Below are 15790 nucleotides of genomic sequence, written 5' to 3' on the forward strand. Positions count from 1 at the left end.
TATGTCCGATCAGCGCTTTGACTACATCATTATTGGCGCCGGCTCCGCCGGTGCGGTTCTGGCCAGCCGGCTGACTGAGGATCCGGACTGCCGGGTGCTGCTGCTGGAAGCCGGTCCCATGGACTACAGCCTGTGGATCCACATGCCCTCGGCGTTCGACAAGCCCATGGGCAGCCGTCGCTACAACTGGGGCTATGCCACCGAGCCGGAGCCGTTCATGGATAACCGCCGCATGGACTGCCCGCGGGGCCACGTCCTGGGCGGATCCTCCTCCATCAACGGCATGGCCTATGTCCGTGGCAATGCCCTCGACTACGAGGGCTGGGCCGAGGATTTTGGCCTGGAAAGCTGGCGGTATGCCGGCGTGCTGCCCTATTTCCGCCGGGCGGAAGACTTTGACCAGGGCGCCAATGACTATCATGGCGCCGGCGGCCCGCTGCACGTCACCACCGGTGCCATGCGCAACCCACTCTATGGGGCCTTCGTCGCCGCGGGTACCGCCGCCGGCTATCCGGCCACCGACGACATGAACGGCCATCAGCAGGAAGGCTTCGGCCCGATGTTCATGACCACCCGGGATGGCGTTCGCTGCTCCACCGCTAACGCCTACCTCCGTCCGGTGCTGAAACGGCCCAACCTGGTTCTCAAGACCCGGGCCCTGACCGAAACCATTCGCTTCGACGGGGAAACCGCCACCGGGGTCCGGTATCGCCATGGCGGACAGGCACTCACCGCCCACGCCGACGGAGAAGTGCTGCTCTGTGCCGGTGCCATCAACTCGCCGCAGATCCTCAAGCGCTCCGGAGTCGGGCCCGGTGACGAGCTGCATCAGCATGGCATCGACGTGGTCCATGAGCTCCCCGGGGTGGGAGAAAACCTCCAGGATCATCTGGAGGTCTACGTGCAGTACGCCTGCCGGGAGCCCATTACCCTGTTCAGTGCGCTCAAGCCCTGGAACCAGGCCCGTATCGGCCTGCAGTGGCTGACCACCCGCCGCGGCCTGGGCGCCAGCAACCACTTTGAATCCGGCGGGTTCATCCGCACCGAGGCGGGGGTGCCCTATCCGGATGTGCAGTATCACTTCATGCCCATCGCGGTCACCTACGACGGCAGCGTCTCGGCGGATTGCCATGGCTTTCAGGCCCATGTCGGCCCCATGCGCCCGGAGAGCCGCGGCCGCGTCCGGTTGCGAAGCGCCGAGCCGGAGGCGCCGCCGTCCATCGTCTTCAACTACATGGGCACCGAGCGGGATCGCTGGGAGATGCGTCAGGCGGTCCGCCTGACCCGGGAGATCCTGGAGCAGAGCCCCATGGATCGATTCCGTGGCGATCCGCTTTCGCCAGGCCCCGACATCACCAGCGATGAGGCCATTGATGCCTGGGTGCGCGTCCACGGTGAGAGTGCCTATCACCCGGCCGGCACCTGTTGCATGGGCACGGCGGATGACCCCGCCGCCGTGGTAGACGGCGACGGTCGGGTCCATGGGCTGCAGGGCCTGCGGGTGGTGGATGCCTCCATCATGCCGCGCATCACGACGGGCAACCTCAATGCGCCCACCATCATGATGGCGGAAAAACTCGCCGACGCGATCCGCGGCCGTGACACCGAGTGGGACCCGAAACCCTGGTATCAGTCACCGGACTGGCAGCACCGCCAGCGCTGAGGGGGTTCACATCAAGGCGTGGGTATGCGATGAATGTTGCATAGCAACATTCGCCATCGGCCCAGGAGTCTTCCATGACGGTTCGCAACCTCGACGCCCTTTTCAAGCCGCGCTCCATTGCGCTGATCGGCGCCAGCCGCCGCCAGGGGTCCATGGGGTCGGTGGTGGCCAAAAAGCTCTTCAATGCCGGCTTCGACGGGCCGATCATGCCGGTCAACCCCAAACACCAGGCCATCGAAGGGGTGCTCTGCTACCCGGACATCGAATCCCTGCCGGTGACCCCGGATCTGGCGGTGGTCTGCACGCCGCCTCATACGGTCCCGGAAATCGTCGCCGAGCTGTCCCGCCAGGGAACCCGGGGCGTGGTGGTGATCACCGCCGGTTTCGGCGAAGGCGATGACGAAGAAGGGATGGCCCTTCGGGAGCAGCTGCTGGATGCCGCCCGACCGCACCTGACCCGCATTATCGGGCCCAACTGCCTGGGGCTGATCGTGCCGGGAGCGGGCCTCAATGCCAGCTTTTCGCACCTCGCCCCGCCGAAGGGCCAGATTGCCTTCGTGACCCAGTCCGGCGCCATCGTGACGTCGGTGCTGGACTGGGCGGAAAACCGCGGCATCGGCTTTTCGCACATGATTTCCCTGGGGGACATGGCCGACGTGGACTTTGGTGACACGCTGGACTACCTGGCCAACGATCCCAACACCCGGGCGATACTGCTTTACGTGGAGGCGATCACCGACGCCCGCAAGTTCATGTCCGCGGCCCGGGCGGCGGCCCGCATGAAACCGGTGATTGTGGTGAAGTCCGGCCGTCACGCCGCCAGCGCCCAGGCCGCCGCCTCCCACACTGGTGCCCTGGCGGGCTCCGACGCGGTTTACGACACCGCCTTCCGTCGCGCCGGCATGCTGCGGGTGGAGACCCTGGGTGAACTGTTCGCCGCCGTGGAAACCCTGGCCACGGTGGAGCCGCCGCGGGGTGATCGGCTGTCCATCCTCAGCAATGGCGGCGGCATCGGGGTGCTGGCCACCGACGCGCTGATCAGCGCCGGCGGCGAACTGGCCACCCTCCCCGACGAAACCGTGGCGGCGCTGAACGAGGTTCTGCCCCCCACCTGGTCCAAGGGCAATCCCGTGGACATCATCGGCGATGCCCCCGGCAAACGTTACGAGGACTCGCTGAAGATTCTGGCGGACAACCCGGAGGCGGACGCCATTCTGGTGCTCAACTGCCCCACCGCGGTGGCGGACAGCATGGACGCTGCCGAGGCCGTGATCGCCGAGCATCAGCGCCGGCGACGCGGCCGCAAGCATCAGCCGCTGTTCACCTGCTGGGTGGGCGAGCACACGGCGATGGCGGCGCGCCGGCGCTTCGCCGAGGCCGGTATCCCCAGCTACAACACGCCGGAAGGGGCGGTGCGGGCGTTCATGCACATGGTGGCCTACCGCAAGAACCAGGAGCAGCTCATCGAGACTCCGCCGTCAGTGCCGGAGGTCTTTACGCCGGACGTGGACACCGCCCGGTCCCTGATCGACACCGCCGCCGCCGAGGGCCGGGAGATTCTCAGTGAGCCCGAGGCCAAACAGCTGCTGGCGGCCTACGGGGTCGACATCGTTCCCACCGAGGTGGCCGACGATCCCGACAGCGCCGCCGAGGCCGCCGAGCGACTGGGTCTGCCCGCGGCCCTCAAAATCGTCTCCCGGGACCTCACTCACAAAAGCGATGTTGGCGGCGTGGCCCTGGACCTGGAGGACGCCGATTCGGTGCGGCAGGCCGCCGAGGCCATGCAGCGACGCCTGGCGGAGACTTACCCCGATGCCCAGCTGGAAGGCTTCAGCGTCCAGCCCATGGTCAAGCGCGCCGGTGCCTGGGAACTGATCGCCGGCTTCACCGAGGACCAGCAGTTCGGGCCGGTGGTGCTGTTCGGCCAGGGGGGCACCGCGGTGGAAGTCATCAAGGACCAGGCCCTGGGCCTGCCGCCCCTCAACCTGAAACTGGCCCGGGACATGGTGACCCGGACCCGCATTTACAATCAGTTGGTGGGCTATCGGGACCGGCAACCCGCCGATCTGGATGCCATTGATCTGACACTGACCCGGATCGCCCAGATCGCGGCGGATCTGCCCCAGGTGAAGGAGCTGGACATCAACCCGCTGCTGGCCTCGGCTGAAGGGGTGGTGGCGCTGGACGCCCGGGTGCGGATCGCGGAAAACGGCGAGGACGGCGTGCGTCTTGCCATTCGACCCTACCCCCGGCATCTGGAGAAATCCGTCACCGACGAGGCCGGGCGGCATTATCTGCTGCGGCCCATCCTGCCGGAGGACGAGCCGGCCCTGCACCGGGCCTTCGCCCATTTGACCCCCGAGCAGATTCGACTGCGGTTCTTTGCCCCCATGAAGCAACTCAGTCACATGGCGGCGGCGCGATTCACGCAGATCGACTACCACCGGGAGATGGCGCTGATCATCACCGACCCGGATGAGGTGCCCGGCGAGGCGGAGCTCTATGGGGCCGTGCACATCCACGCCGACCCGGATAACGAGAAGGCGGAGTACTCCATCATTGTCCGGGATGACCTGACTCGCCACGGGCTCGGCCGGCTGCTAATGGAGCATGTCATCGACTACGCCCGCTCCCGGGGCATTGGGGTCATCGAAGGCGACGTGTTGCGGGATAATCAGGCCATGCTGGTGCTGTGTCGGCAGCTGGGCTTTGAAGAGCATGTCGACCCGGACGACCGGGACATCATCAAGGTCAGCCTGCCATTGACCCTGGATGATGGAGGCGGCTGACCGCCGCCGCCATCGATCAACGGTATTTCATGATCTCCATGAGTTCGTCCACCATCTGATCCGCGTCACCCCGCGCCTGAGCGCTGGTGACGTGGTGATGGAGGTGGCTGCGAAGCACCGAGTCCCCCACCTTGGCCAGGGCACCATCCACGGCCTTTAGCTGGCGCAACACGTCAACGCAGTACACGTCATCCCGCTCCAGCATTCGGACAATGCCCTCGACGTGGCCCCGGACCGAGGCCAGTCGACGCCGGGCGGACTCGCGGACCTCCGGATCAAGCGCGAGCTGGCACTGGGTCATGTCGTCCATCGGTACGCTCCTGTCTTTGATGGCGCGGCTGGAAGCCTCGGAGCCGCAGTGAGTTGCTGAGCACGAACAGGCTGGAGAGGCTCATGGCGGCGGAAGCGGCCATGGGGTTGAGGAGCCAGCCCGTGAGGGGGAACAGGGCACCCGCTGCCACCGGGATCAGCAGGGTGTTGTAGCCGTAGGCCCAGAAGAAGTTGCCCTTGATGGTGCGATGGGCGCGGCGAGCCAACTCAACCGCATCCAGTATGCCGTTGAGATCCGGGCGCATGAGCACCGCATCGCCGGCCTCGATGGCCACGTCCGTGCCGGTGCCGATGGCGATCCCCACATCGGCGCGGGCCAGCGCCGGCGCGTCGTTAATGCCGTCACCAACAAAGGCCACTCGCCGGCCCTCATTCTGCAGGCGCTCGACCTCCCGGGCCTTGCCATCCGGCCGGACTCCGGCCATCACCTCATCAATGCCCAGCTGACGGGCCAGGGCGTTGGCAGTGGCCGCCTGGTCACCGGTGACCATGGCCACCTGCAGACCCAGGGTTTTTAGGGTGGCGACCACCGAGGCGCTTTCCTCGCGAGCGGGGTCCGCAATGCCGAGCACCCCCACCAGCTGACCGTCCACGGCGGCATACAGGGTGGTGCGTGCATCATCGGCCAAGCGCTGAACCGTGTCCGCCACGCTGTCGACGTTGACACCGAGCCATTCCATGTAATGCGCCGCGCCAATGTGCACGTAACGTCCCTCCACCTGAGCTTCGACGCCGAAACCGGTGACCGACTGAAACTCACTGGCGGCGGGAATGCTCAAGCCGCGGGATTTGGCCGCCTCAACAATGGCAGCAGCCAGCGGGTGCTCGCTGTGCTGCTCCACGGCGGCCACCAGCCGCAGGGTTTCGTCCTCGGCACCGGCGGCCACTTCCAGCTCGGTGAGCTGGGGGCGACCCAGGGTCAGGGTGCCGGTTTTGTCCAGCACCACCGTATCCGCCTTGGCCAGGGCCTCGAGGGCCGCGCCGCGGCGCATGAGCATGCCGTTGGACGCCCCCTTGCCAATGGCCACCATGACCGCGGTGGGAGCCGCCAGGCCCATGGCACAGGGACAGGCAATCAGGAGCACGCTGACCGAGGCCACGAAGGCATAGGAGAGCACCGGCTCCGGCCCGATGGCCAGCCAGGTCACCGCGGTCAGCAGCGCCACGGCGATGGCCACCGGCACGAACACGCCGGCGATGCGGTCCGCCAGTGCCTGAATCGGCGGTTTCTCGGCCTGGGCGCGTTCTACCATGCCGATGATCTGTGCCAGCACGGTGTCGCCGCCCACGCGGGTTGCCCGGAACACCAGTGAGCCCTGGCCATTGACGGTGCCGGTCACCAGCTCATCGCCGGCGGCCTTGGACACCGGCACCGGTTCGCCGGTGACCATGGACTCATCCACCCGGGAGTGGCCCTCGACCAGTTCACCGTCCACCGGGATCCGCTCCCCCGGACGAACCAGCACGTGGTCATCCACCCGGACGTCATCGATGTCCACTTCCACCGGCTCGCCGTCGCGCATGACCCGGGCCGTGCGGGACTGCAGTTCCAGCAACGCCCGGATCGCCTGGGAGGTCCGGCCCCGGGCAATCTGCTCGAGATAACGGCCCACCAGCACCAGCGTAATGATGACGCCGGCGGCCTCGAAGTAGCTGCTGGCGGTGCCTTCGGGGAATATCCCCGGCACCAGCAGGGCGAGCAGTGAATAGAAATAGGCCGCACCGGTGCCGATCATCACCAGGCTGCTCATGGCCGGCGCCAGGTGGCGCATTTCCTTGATACCGCGCTCAAAGAAACCACGGCCCGCCCAGAACATCACCGGCGTGACCAGCAGGAATTCCAGGGCGACCCAGGCCCGCTCAGGCATCCACTGGGTAAAGAACTCGTGGCCACCCGGGACGTGACGGCCCATGGCAATGATAACCAGGGGCAGGGTAAATGACGCCGCGATAATCATCTGCCGACGCAGTGCACCCTCCTCACGGGCCTGCACGGCGGACAGATCCGCGCCGGCGTCCGCCCCGTGGCCTTCGCCGTCGCTGGCGCCCTGCTCAACGCCGTATCCGGCAGCTTCTACGGCGGCCACCAGATCGGGGCGGGAAACGGCGCCGCTGAGCACGCTGACCCGGGCGCGGCTCAGGCCCAGATCGACGCTGGCCTCAAGCACGCCGGGGACCCCGGCCAAGGCCTGTTCCACGCGGCGGACGCAACCGCCACAGGTTACGCCGGTCAGGTTCAGGGTGATGGAGTCCCGGGCCGGCGGATAACCCGCCTGGTCCAGCGCGTTGGCCGCCTCCGCCAGCACCGCGGTGGTGTCGGCGGAGTCGGACAGGGTCAGATGGGCACGGCCGGTGGCGAGGTTGACCGAGGCCGACTCAACCCCGGAGACGCCGGTAAGAGCCGTTTCGGCGTGGTGGACGCAACTGCCGCAGGTCAAGCTGGTGACCATCAATTCGGTTTGCTTCGCTGACATGAATCCTATCCGCCATTGCCAATGTGCAGCCAGCATACCCCTCCCCCCGGGGGGTCGGTCAAATGCACACACAAAAAAAGGGGCCCGAAGGCCCCTTTTACGCTGGACTGATGGTCTCAGTGTTTAGTCGCGCTCACCGGCGGCCATCCACTCTTCCATCATCTGGTCGTAGTCCATGGTCTCACCCTGCGGCATCTCATTGTCGAGACGCGGCTTGGGTGCGCCCGGCTGACTCAGCCAGTACTCCGGATCCCGTGCCTCGTTCATCACCGGTGCGTAGGTGTCAAACACCTCGGCCCGGGCCAGACGATCCATGGTGCGGTCCAGTGCCTGCGCCAGGTTGTCGAGGCCTTCCTGCGGCGTCACCTCACGGCTCATGACCGGAGCCAGGTTCTGCCACCAGAGCGGAGCCATACGCGGATAGTCAGGAATGTTGGTTCCTGTCGGCGTCCAGAAGCTCTCGTTCGGGCTGCGGTAGAACTCCACCAGACCACCCAGCTGCGGAGCCCGCTCGGTCATCTGGTCGGAGAAGATGTCGGACCGACGAATCGGCGTCAGGCCCGCCATCAGCTTCTCCAGCGAGGTGGTCTTGGCCACGGTGAACTGACCGAACAGCCAGGCCGCGGTGCGACGATCCTCAGGCGTAGAGTCAAAGAAGGTCCAGGAGCCCACGTCCTGATAACCCACCTTCATGCCCTCTTCCCAGTACGGGCCCACCGGTGACGGTGCCATCCGCCACAGCGGGTTGCCCTCGTCATCGGTCACGGCCACCTCGGGGTCGACCATGGCCTCAGTAAAGGCGGTGTACCAGAAAATCTGCTGAGCGATGTTGCCCTCGGCAGGCACAGGACCGGCCTCGCCAAAGGTCATGCCAGCGGCCTCCGGCGGTGCGTAGGCGTGCAACCAGTCAACGGCCTTGGTCATGGCGAACACCGACGCCGGCGCATTGGTGCCACCACCGCGGGTTACACTACAACCCACCGGGTTGGCGTCCTCGTCCACCCGGCAGCCCCAGTCGTCCACGGGGTTACCGAACGGCACGCCGGTGCTGCCCATGCCGGCCATGGACAGCCAGGAGTCATGGAAGCGCCATCCCAGGGAGAAGTGGCGGCGACCATAGTCCATGTGACCATAGATACGCTCACCATCGATCTCACCAACGTGCTCGGTGAAGAACTCGGCGATCTCCTCATAAGCGGTCCAGTTCAGGGGAACACCCAGCTCATAGCCGTAGATGTCCTCGAACTGCGCCTGGAGATCCGGATCGGTGAACCAGTCATAACGGAACCAGTAAAGGTTCGCGAACTGCTGGGCCGGCAGCTGGAAAATGCTGCCATCCGGGCCGGTGGTGTACTGAATGCCGATGAAGTCATCCAGGTCCAGGGTCGGCAGGGTGAAGTCCGCCCACTCGTTCTCCATGGCTTCGGAGAGGTTGATGGTGGTGCCGTAGCGGATATGGGTGCCGATGGCATCGGAGTCGTTGATGTAGCCGTCGTAGATGTTACGACCAGTCTGCATCTGGGTCTGCATGGTATCAACCAGGTCACCCTCACCGATGATGTTGTGAGTCACCTCAATACCCGTGAGCTCGGTGAAGGCCGGAGCCAGCACGTCCCGTTCAAAAATGTGAACCGCTAGCGTCTCGGCAACGGTGCTGATTTCAAGCCCACGGAGTGGTTCGGCCGCTTCGGCAAACCATTCCAGCTCTGCAATCTGCTCCTCCCTTGAAAGCGTCGAGTTGACGAACACCTCGTCAACCAGCCGCTCAATAACAGCATCGCGGTCGTGATTGTCGGCAAACGCCATGCCCGGCCCTGCGGCCAGGGCGCCGGCGAGCGCCGCCAGGATCAGACTATTTTTCTTCATGACTACCTCGTAGCTTTCTTCTGTTGGATATCCCCTGATCGGGGACTCTCTTCCTCACTCCGGGTTAACCCCAGCGCAGCAGAATCGCCATCCAGACGAGCTGCAGCCCCAGCGCTACCCAAAGACTGATGTCGGTAAATCCGACAAAAAACACGTGAATATAGGCCGATGTCAGCAGGCCGATGAAAAACCGGTCACCCCGCGTGGTGGCAATGGGCAGAAAGCCCTTGCGCTCCTGCGTGGGAGACACCAGTTCCCAGACCGTCATCGCCGCCAGCGCCGAGGCGATGGCGATGAAAAACACCGCGGTAATGGGAGTCCAGACCATCCAGTCGAGCATGTGCCGGTCCCCCCCTTATGTCCGGCCCAGGGCAAAGCCCTTGGCGATGTGGTTACGAACGAAATAGATCACCAGAATCCCCGGCACGATGGTGAGCACACCCGCAGCGGACAGCGTGGCCCAGTCAACGCCACTGGCTGTGGAGGTCCGGGTCATTACGGTGCCGATGGGCATGGCGTTGGTCGCCGTCAGCGAGCGGGCCAGCAGCAGTTCCACCCACGAGAACATGAACAGGAAGAACAGCGTCACGCCGATACCCGAGCGGATCATGGGAATGAAAATCTTGATGAAGAAGGCCGGATAGCTGTACCCGTCGATGTAGGCGGTCTCGTCCACCTCCTTGGGCACGCCACGCATGAACCCTTCCAGGATCCACACCGCCAGCGGGATATTGAACAGGCAGTGCGCCATGGCCACGGCAATGTGGGTGTCAAACAGCCCCACGGTGTAATACAGCTGGAAGTACGGCACCAGGAACACCGCCGGCGGCGCCATCAGGTTGGTCAGCAGCCAGAAGAACAGGTGCTTGTCACCGATGAAGCGATAGCGGCTGAAGGCATAGGCCGCCGGCAGCGCCACCAGGATGCTGATGGTCATGTTCATCAGCACGTAGGTCAGGGAGTTGACGTACCCCATGTACCAGGTGGAGTCGGTGAAGATGCCGATGTAGGCCTGCAGCGTCGGGTTCTCCGGCCACAGGGTGAACTGCCCCAGAATTTCCCGGTTGGTCTGCAACGACATGTTCAGCAGCCAGTACAGCGGCAGCAGTGTGAAGGTGATATAGAGCGCCAGCAGCAGGCGGTTGCGGAGCACGCCGTTGCGCTGACCGTTGGTGGCGGCGCTCATTTGCCACCTCCCACATCAGCCAGGCGTTCTTTCTGCATATTCATGATGGTGACGTAAAACACGTAGCTCACCGCGAGAACGATCAGGAAGTAAATGATGGAAAACGCCGCCGACGGACCGAGGTCCTGCTGGGCCACGGCCATGGTGGTCAGCGTCTGACTCAGGAACGTGGTGGAGCTGCCGGGCCCGCCACCGGTGAGCACGAAGGGCTCGGCGTAAATCATGAACGAGTGCATGAACCGCAGCAGCACGCCGATGACCAGCACATTGGTGAGTTTGGGCAGCTCGATGTAGCGGAAGATCGCCCAGCGGGAGGCCCGGTCGATGCGGGCGGCCTGGTAATAGGCCTCGGGGATCGCCCGCAGGCCGCTGTAACACAGAAGCGCGATCAGTGGCGTCCAGTGCCAGACATCCATAAGGATGATAGTGACCCAGGCGTCCAGCGAGCTGCGGGTAATGTTGTAGCTGACGCCCAGGACGTTATTGAGGGTGTACCCGGCCAGCCCGATATCCCCACGAGTGAAGATCTGCCAGATACTGCCGACCACGTTCCAGGGGATGAGCAGCGGCATGGCAATGAGGATCAGCACGGCGGATGCCTGCCAGCCCTTTTTGGGCATGAGCAGCGCGATTCCGATACCCAGCGGCACCTGAATCGCCAGAATGGTGAACGAGAAGAAGAACTGGCGTCCCAGGGCCGCTTGCAGCTGGGGGTTCTGGAGGGTTTCCCGAAACCAGTCACCGCCAACAAAAAACGCCGACCGCCCCAGGATGTCCTGAATCGAGTAGTTGACCACGGTCATCAGCGGGATGATGGCGGTAAAGGCCACCAGCACCAGCACCGGCAGCACCATGAACCACGCTTTTTGATATTCGGTTTTATCCACGTCGTCTCCCCCTAGCCGACGAGCCGGTCGTCGGCGTACAGCAGCGCGTTCTCGGTGGGGAACACCACCTGCAACCCGTCGCTGCCGATTTTTTCTGATTCATCCAGGCGCACATGCACCCGGTGATTGCCCAGGTAGCCCGTCACCAGCTGGTAGTCACCCAGATCTTCCACCGAATGGACCTGGACCCGGTGTCCGCTCTCACCCTCGCCGGCGGCGCGGATCAGGCCGGGCCGGATGCCGAGCTGCAGCGAGCCGCCGTGCTGACGGGCCGCCTCCGCCATGGCGGGGTCCACCGTGATGTGCTCGCCATCGACAATGGCGCGGGAGCCATCCACTGTGCACTCCATGAAATTCATGCCCGGGCTGCCGATGAAGTAACCGACGAACGTGTGAGCCGGCCGCTCGAAGAGCTCCTGGGGCGTGCCCAACTGCAGCACCTGCCCGGCCAGCATGACGGCCACCTTGTCGGCAAAGGTCAGTGCCTCGGTCTGATCGTGGGTGACGTAAACCAGGGTCAGGGCCAGCTGCTCATGAATCTCCCGCAGCTTGCGGCGCAGCTGCCACTTCAGATGGGGATCAATCACGGTGAGCGGCTCGTCGAACAGCACCGCGGAAACATCCTCGCGCACCAGGCCGCGGCCCAGGGAAATTTTCTGCTTGGCATCCGCCGTAAGGTTCTTGGCCCGGCGATTGAGCGCTCCTTCCAGGCCCAGCATGGTGGCGATGTGCTGCACCCGCTGGCTGACGTAGGCCTCGTCCATGCGGCGGTTGCGCAGCGGGAACGCCAGATTGTCGAACACGCTCATGGTGTCGTAGATCACCGGAAACTGGAAAACCTGACCGATGTTGCGGTCTTCCGTGCGCGTGTGGGTCACGTCGGTCTCATCGAACATGACCTGCCCCTCGGAGGGGGCCACCAGCCCGGAGATGATGTTCAGCAGTGTGGTCTTACCGCAGCCGGACGGCCCCAGCAGGGCGTAGGCGCCACCGTCTTCCCAGACATGCTGCATCGGCTGCAGGGCGTAGTCGCCGCCGGGGGCGTACTGATGGCCGAGGTTTCTGAGTTCTATTCTTGCCATGTCGTTTATCCGCGCTCCGTTGCCGGGGAGGCCACCAGGCGCTCTTCTTGATCAAAGGCGTAAAGGCGGGACGGGTCGAAGTGCACATTAAAGGCTTCGCCGGGATGGACCATGTGCACGCCCCGCTCCAGCACCACCCAGTCATGGCCGCCCACTTCCAGATGAATATAGGTCACCGAGCCCGCAATCTCCGCCACCTCCACGGTGCCCGCCAGGTCAATGCCGTGCTCCCCGACGCTGCTCGCAAACAGGTGGTGGGGCCGCACGCCCAGGGTGTAACTGCCCGGCGCCAGGTCGGACATGTGGGCCGGCAGCGGCTCATCCAGCAGGCCACCGACCACCATGCGCCCGTCGCGGACGTCGGCTTCGATCAGGTTCATGGGCGGATCGGAGAACACCTGGGAGACCGTCACCGTGGCGGGGTTGCGATAGGTCTCGGCGGTCAGGCCATGCTGAACCAGCCGACCCTCGTGGAGCACCGCGGTTTTGCCCCCCAGCACCAGCGCCTCTTCAGGCTCGGTGGTGGCGTAAACAATGACCGTGTCCCGGTCCTTGAACAGTTCCCGCAGTTCCGCCCGCAGTCCCTCGCGGAGCTTGTAGTCGAGGTTCACCAGTGGCTCGTCCAGCAGGATCAGCTTGGCGTCGCGCACCAGAGCGCGGGCCATGGCGCACCGCTGCTGCTGGCCACCGGACATTTCCAGGGGCATGCGATCCAGCAGGTGGTCAATGCCCAGGCGCTCGGCCTCGGCCCGTACCCGCCGATCGATCTCGGCCTTGGAGAGTTTCGCCAGCCGCAGGGGCGAGGCGATGTTGTCGTAGCAGCTCATCGCCGGGTAGTTGATGAACTGCTGGTACACCATGCCCAGCGAGCGCTTCTGGACCGGCGTGGCGGTTACGTCCACGTTGTCCTCGAGCACCCGCCCCTTGCTGGGGGGCTCGAGCCCGGCCATGACCCGCATGAGCGTGGTCTTGCCCGCCCGGGTCAGACCCATAAGCACGTTGAATTCCCCGCGCTCGAAGGTCAGGTTGATATCTTCAAGATGGACCTCACCCCCAACGGTGCGGCTCACCCCCTCCAAAACCAGGCTCATTACGCAGTTGCCCTCTTCTTATTTTCGCCGCCGAACCAGGTGCCGACCCGCTGGCGCTGGTTCTCGTCCAGCATCAGGCCCACTTTGGTGCGACGCCAGATGGCGTCTTCGGCGGTCATTGCCCATTCATACTGTGCCAGATAACGGAGCTCCGCCTCATACAGGTCAGCTCCGAAATGCTCCCCCAGGTCATCCAGCGACGCCGCCGATCCCAGCATGCGTTCGGTCTCGGTGCCGTAGTTGCGGGCCAGGCGCCAGGCCATGTCCTCGGGCAACCAGGGCCGGGACTGGCGCAGGGCGTCCAGATAGGCCTCGAAGTCGCCATTGGGAATATCGCCCCCGGGCAGCGGCTGATCACCAGTCCAGTCAGTGATTTCCGCACCCAGCAGCGGCGCGATCCGGTCCACGGCCTGGCGGGCCAGCGTGCGGTAAGTGGTGATCTTGCCGCCGAACACCGACAACAGCGGCGCGGCGCTGTCATCCAGGTCCAGACTATAGTCGCGACTCACCGCCGAGACATTGTCCTCTTCGGACTCGTCGTACAGCGCGCGGACGCCGGAATAGGTCCAGACCACGTCGGCGGGGGTGATTTCGCGCTTGAAATAACGGTTCACCGCGTCGCAGAGGTACTGAATCTCTTCGTCACTGGCCGTCGCTTCGGCCGGGTTGCCTTCATAGGCCACGTCGGTGGTGCCAATCAGGGTGAAATGCTGTTCGTAGGGAATGGCGAAGATGACGCGGCCGTCGTTGTTCTGAAACAGGTAGGAATCTTCATGTTCGAACATGGACGGCACGACGATATGACTGCCCTTGACCAGGTGGACATCCTTGTCGTCATTCCGCTGCATGGCGTCGCTGAGCAGCCGGGCCACCCAGGGGCCGGCGGCATTCACCACGGAGCGGGCCTGGATGGTCTGCTTCTGGTCCGTGGTGGTGTCGGTGAGCTCCACCTGCCAGCTGTCGCCATTGCGCTGGGCGCCGGTGCAGCGGGTGCGGGGCAGGACACGGCCGCCGCGGGCCTCAACGTCCATGCAGTTCAGCACCACCAGGCGGGAGTCCTGGACCCAGCAGTCCGAGTACATGAACCCCTTGCGAAGACTGTCGTCCAGGGGCTGTCCCGCATAGTGCTGCTGCAGGTTGATCCCCTTGGAGCCCGGCAGTTTCTTGCGGCCGCCGAGGTGGTCATACAGAAAGAGGCCCATGCGGATCATCCATGCCGGCCGCAGTTCTTTGACGTGGGGCATGACAAAGCGCAGCGGCCAGATGATGTGCGGGGCGATGCCCATGAGCACTTCCCGCTCTTTCAGGGCTTTCTGAACCAGCCGGAACTCGTAGTACTCGAGATAGCGAAGGCCGCCGTGGACCAGCTTGGTGCTGGCGGATGAAGTGTAATTCGCCAGATCACCCTGCTCGACCAGCAGGACCTTCAAGCCGCGACCGGCCGCATCGCGGGCAATACCTGCGCCGTTAATGCCGCCACCAACAACGATCACATCGTAGCTGTCTGAATGCTCAGCCGTGGAAGACACGAATGCCTCTCCTCCGTTGCCTGTGAGTCGCGACTATGTTGCCGCTTATTCATGTTCGGAATCAAACATACCACCGGAAACTGACCCGTCAACCCGAAAATTAACGAAAATCACTCCGTGGTGACGATTAGTTCCACGCCCTGATCGGCCATCAGCTGCTGCAGCTGCGGGGATGGCGGTGCATCGGTGTACACCTGGCTGATCTGGTTGAGATGGGCCACCCGTACCAGGGCCCGCCGACCGAACTTGCTCTGATCGGCGCCCAGCAATACCGACCGGGCATTGCCCAGCAGACCCTGCAGCACCCGAACCTCGCGATAGTCGAAATCCAGCAGGGTGCCGTCGGCATCAATCCCGGAGATCCCCATCACGGCGTAGTCCACCTTGAACTGGTTCATGAAGTCGATGGTGGCCTCGCCGGTGATGCCCCGGTCGCGATGACGGACCACGCCGCCGGCGACAATCACTTCGTTCTCGGCGCTGTCCGCCAGCAGCATGGCGACGTTGAGATTGTTGGTGATCACCCGCAGCCCGCGATGATCCCGCAGCGCCGCGGCCACGGCCTCGGCGGTGGTGCCCAGGGTGATGTACAGCGACGCCTCGTCGGGTATGCGCTGGGCGATGGCCGCGCCGATTCGCTGCTTGGCTTCGGGATTGAGCACCTGACGGGTCTGGTAGGCGACGTTCTCGACGCTGGAAGGCAACCCGGCCCCGCCGTGGTAGCGCCGCAGCAGCCCGGCGCCGGACAGATCGTTAATGTCCCGGCGAATGGTCTGGGCGGTGACGTCGAACTGCTCCGCCAGTCCCTCCACCGAGGCGAACCCGCGCTCGCGGATCAGGTTCATGATGGCCTGCTGGCGCCCGTTCAGCATTAGCCCCTCATCATCACTGGT

12 protein-coding genes are annotated in these 15790 nt (G+C 64.5%); 2 read left to right on the forward strand and 10 right to left on the reverse strand.

Annotated features, from left to right (window positions below; all coding sequences use genetic code 11):
• The first annotated feature begins 1 nt into the window (after position 1).
• Together betA and GJ672_RS08710 are read left to right on the forward strand one after the other, a co-directional pair.
• Entirely contained in the window at positions 2 to 1663 is a 1662-nt protein-coding gene (betA, locus tag GJ672_RS08705) for a choline dehydrogenase (RefSeq protein WP_154296812.1), read from the forward strand.
• Between the two features lie 74 nt (positions 1664 to 1737).
• On the forward strand, positions 1738 to 4452 hold the full coding sequence (locus tag GJ672_RS08710) for a bifunctional acetate--CoA ligase family protein/GNAT family N-acetyltransferase (RefSeq protein ID WP_154296813.1): 2715 nt from the start codon (positions 1738 to 1740) through the stop codon (positions 4450 to 4452).
• A 16-nt stretch (positions 4453 to 4468) separates the two neighbouring features.
• Here GJ672_RS08710 and GJ672_RS08715 read toward each other — a convergent pair whose 3' ends face one another.
• From GJ672_RS08715 to GJ672_RS08760, 10 genes are all read right to left on the reverse strand, one after another.
• Positions 4469 to 4762: a metal-sensitive transcriptional regulator gene (locus GJ672_RS08715; RefSeq protein ID WP_154296814.1), complete on the reverse strand. Its 294-nt coding sequence runs from the start codon at positions 4760 to 4762 to the stop codon at positions 4469 to 4471.
• Positions 4728 to 7256 (reverse strand): heavy metal translocating P-type ATPase, encoded by a 2529-nt coding sequence (locus tag GJ672_RS08720; RefSeq protein WP_154296815.1) that lies wholly within the window; start codon positions 7254 to 7256, stop codon positions 4728 to 4730. The genes GJ672_RS08715 and GJ672_RS08720 overlap by 35 nt, the downstream gene beginning before the upstream one ends.
• Before the next feature lie 123 nt (positions 7257 to 7379).
• A complete protein-coding gene (locus tag GJ672_RS08725; protein WP_154296816.1) occupies positions 7380 to 9122 on the reverse strand; it encodes an ABC transporter substrate-binding protein in 1743 nt (580 codons plus the stop codon).
• 64 nt (positions 9123 to 9186) lie between these two features.
• The gene (locus GJ672_RS08730) at positions 9187 to 9462 is read right to left on the reverse strand and encodes a DUF2160 domain-containing protein (RefSeq protein WP_154296817.1); all 276 of its coding nucleotides are present in this window, start codon (positions 9460 to 9462) and stop codon (positions 9187 to 9189) included.
• Positions 9463 to 9477: 15 nt separating this feature from the next.
• Positions 9478 to 10308, reverse strand: coding sequence for a carbohydrate ABC transporter permease (locus tag GJ672_RS08735; RefSeq protein WP_154296818.1), 831 nt, complete (start codon positions 10306 to 10308; stop codon positions 9478 to 9480).
• The gene (locus GJ672_RS08740; RefSeq protein ID WP_229381874.1) at positions 10305 to 11195 is read right to left on the reverse strand and encodes a carbohydrate ABC transporter permease; all 891 of its coding nucleotides are present in this window, start codon (positions 11193 to 11195) and stop codon (positions 10305 to 10307) included. Before GJ672_RS08740 ends, GJ672_RS08735 begins: the two co-directional genes overlap by 4 nt.
• Before the next feature lie 11 nt (positions 11196 to 11206).
• Entirely contained in the window at positions 11207 to 12277 is a 1071-nt protein-coding gene (locus tag GJ672_RS08745) for an ABC transporter ATP-binding protein (protein ID WP_154296819.1), read from the reverse strand.
• 5 nt (positions 12278 to 12282) lie between these two features.
• Positions 12283 to 13368, reverse strand: a complete 1086-nt coding sequence (locus tag GJ672_RS08750; RefSeq protein WP_154296820.1) for an ABC transporter ATP-binding protein — start codon at positions 13366 to 13368, stop codon at positions 12283 to 12285.
• Positions 13368 to 14897 (reverse strand): glycerol-3-phosphate dehydrogenase, encoded by a 1530-nt coding sequence (gene glpD / locus GJ672_RS08755; RefSeq protein ID WP_154296821.1) that lies wholly within the window; start codon positions 14895 to 14897, stop codon positions 13368 to 13370. Before glpD ends, GJ672_RS08750 begins: the two co-directional genes overlap by 1 nt.
• 110 nt (positions 14898 to 15007) lie before the next feature.
• Positions 15008 to 15769, reverse strand: a complete 762-nt coding sequence (locus GJ672_RS08760) for a DeoR/GlpR family DNA-binding transcription regulator (RefSeq protein ID WP_154297110.1) — start codon at positions 15767 to 15769, stop codon at positions 15008 to 15010.
• Positions 15770 to 15790: the final 21 nt, after the last annotated feature.

Source organism: Spiribacter sp. 2438 (assembly GCF_009676705.1).
Classification (GTDB): domain Bacteria; phylum Pseudomonadota; class Gammaproteobacteria; order Nitrococcales; family Nitrococcaceae; genus Spiribacter.

Excerpts from the sequence above, each read along its gene's own strand:
- betA (WP_154296812.1), top strand. The coding sequence starts at position 2 with ATGTCCGATCAGCGCTTTGACTACATCATTATTGGCGCCGGCTCCGCC.
- GJ672_RS08710 (WP_154296813.1), top strand. The coding sequence starts at position 1,738 with ATGACGGTTCGCAACCTCGACGCCCTTTTCAAGCCGCGCTCCATTGCG.
- GJ672_RS08715 (WP_154296814.1), bottom strand. The coding sequence starts at position 4,762 with ATGGACGACATGACCCAGTGCCAGCTCGCGCTTGATCCGGAGGTCCGC.
- GJ672_RS08720 (WP_154296815.1), bottom strand. The coding sequence starts at position 7,256 with ATGTCAGCGAAGCAAACCGAATTGATGGTCACCAGCTTGACCTGCGGC.
- GJ672_RS08725 (WP_154296816.1), bottom strand. The coding sequence starts at position 9,122 with ATGAAGAAAAATAGTCTGATCCTGGCGGCGCTCGCCGGCGCCCTGGCC.
- GJ672_RS08730 (WP_154296817.1), bottom strand. The coding sequence starts at position 9,462 with ATGCTCGACTGGATGGTCTGGACTCCCATTACCGCGGTGTTTTTCATC.
- GJ672_RS08735 (WP_154296818.1), bottom strand. The coding sequence starts at position 10,308 with ATGAGCGCCGCCACCAACGGTCAGCGCAACGGCGTGCTCCGCAACCGC.
- GJ672_RS08745 (WP_154296819.1), bottom strand. The coding sequence starts at position 12,277 with ATGGCAAGAATAGAACTCAGAAACCTCGGCCATCAGTACGCCCCCGGC.
- GJ672_RS08750 (WP_154296820.1), bottom strand. The coding sequence starts at position 13,368 with ATGAGCCTGGTTTTGGAGGGGGTGAGCCGCACCGTTGGGGGTGAGGTC.
- GJ672_RS08760 (WP_154297110.1), bottom strand. The coding sequence starts at position 15,769 with ATGCTGAACGGGCGCCAGCAGGCCATCATGAACCTGATCCGCGAGCGC.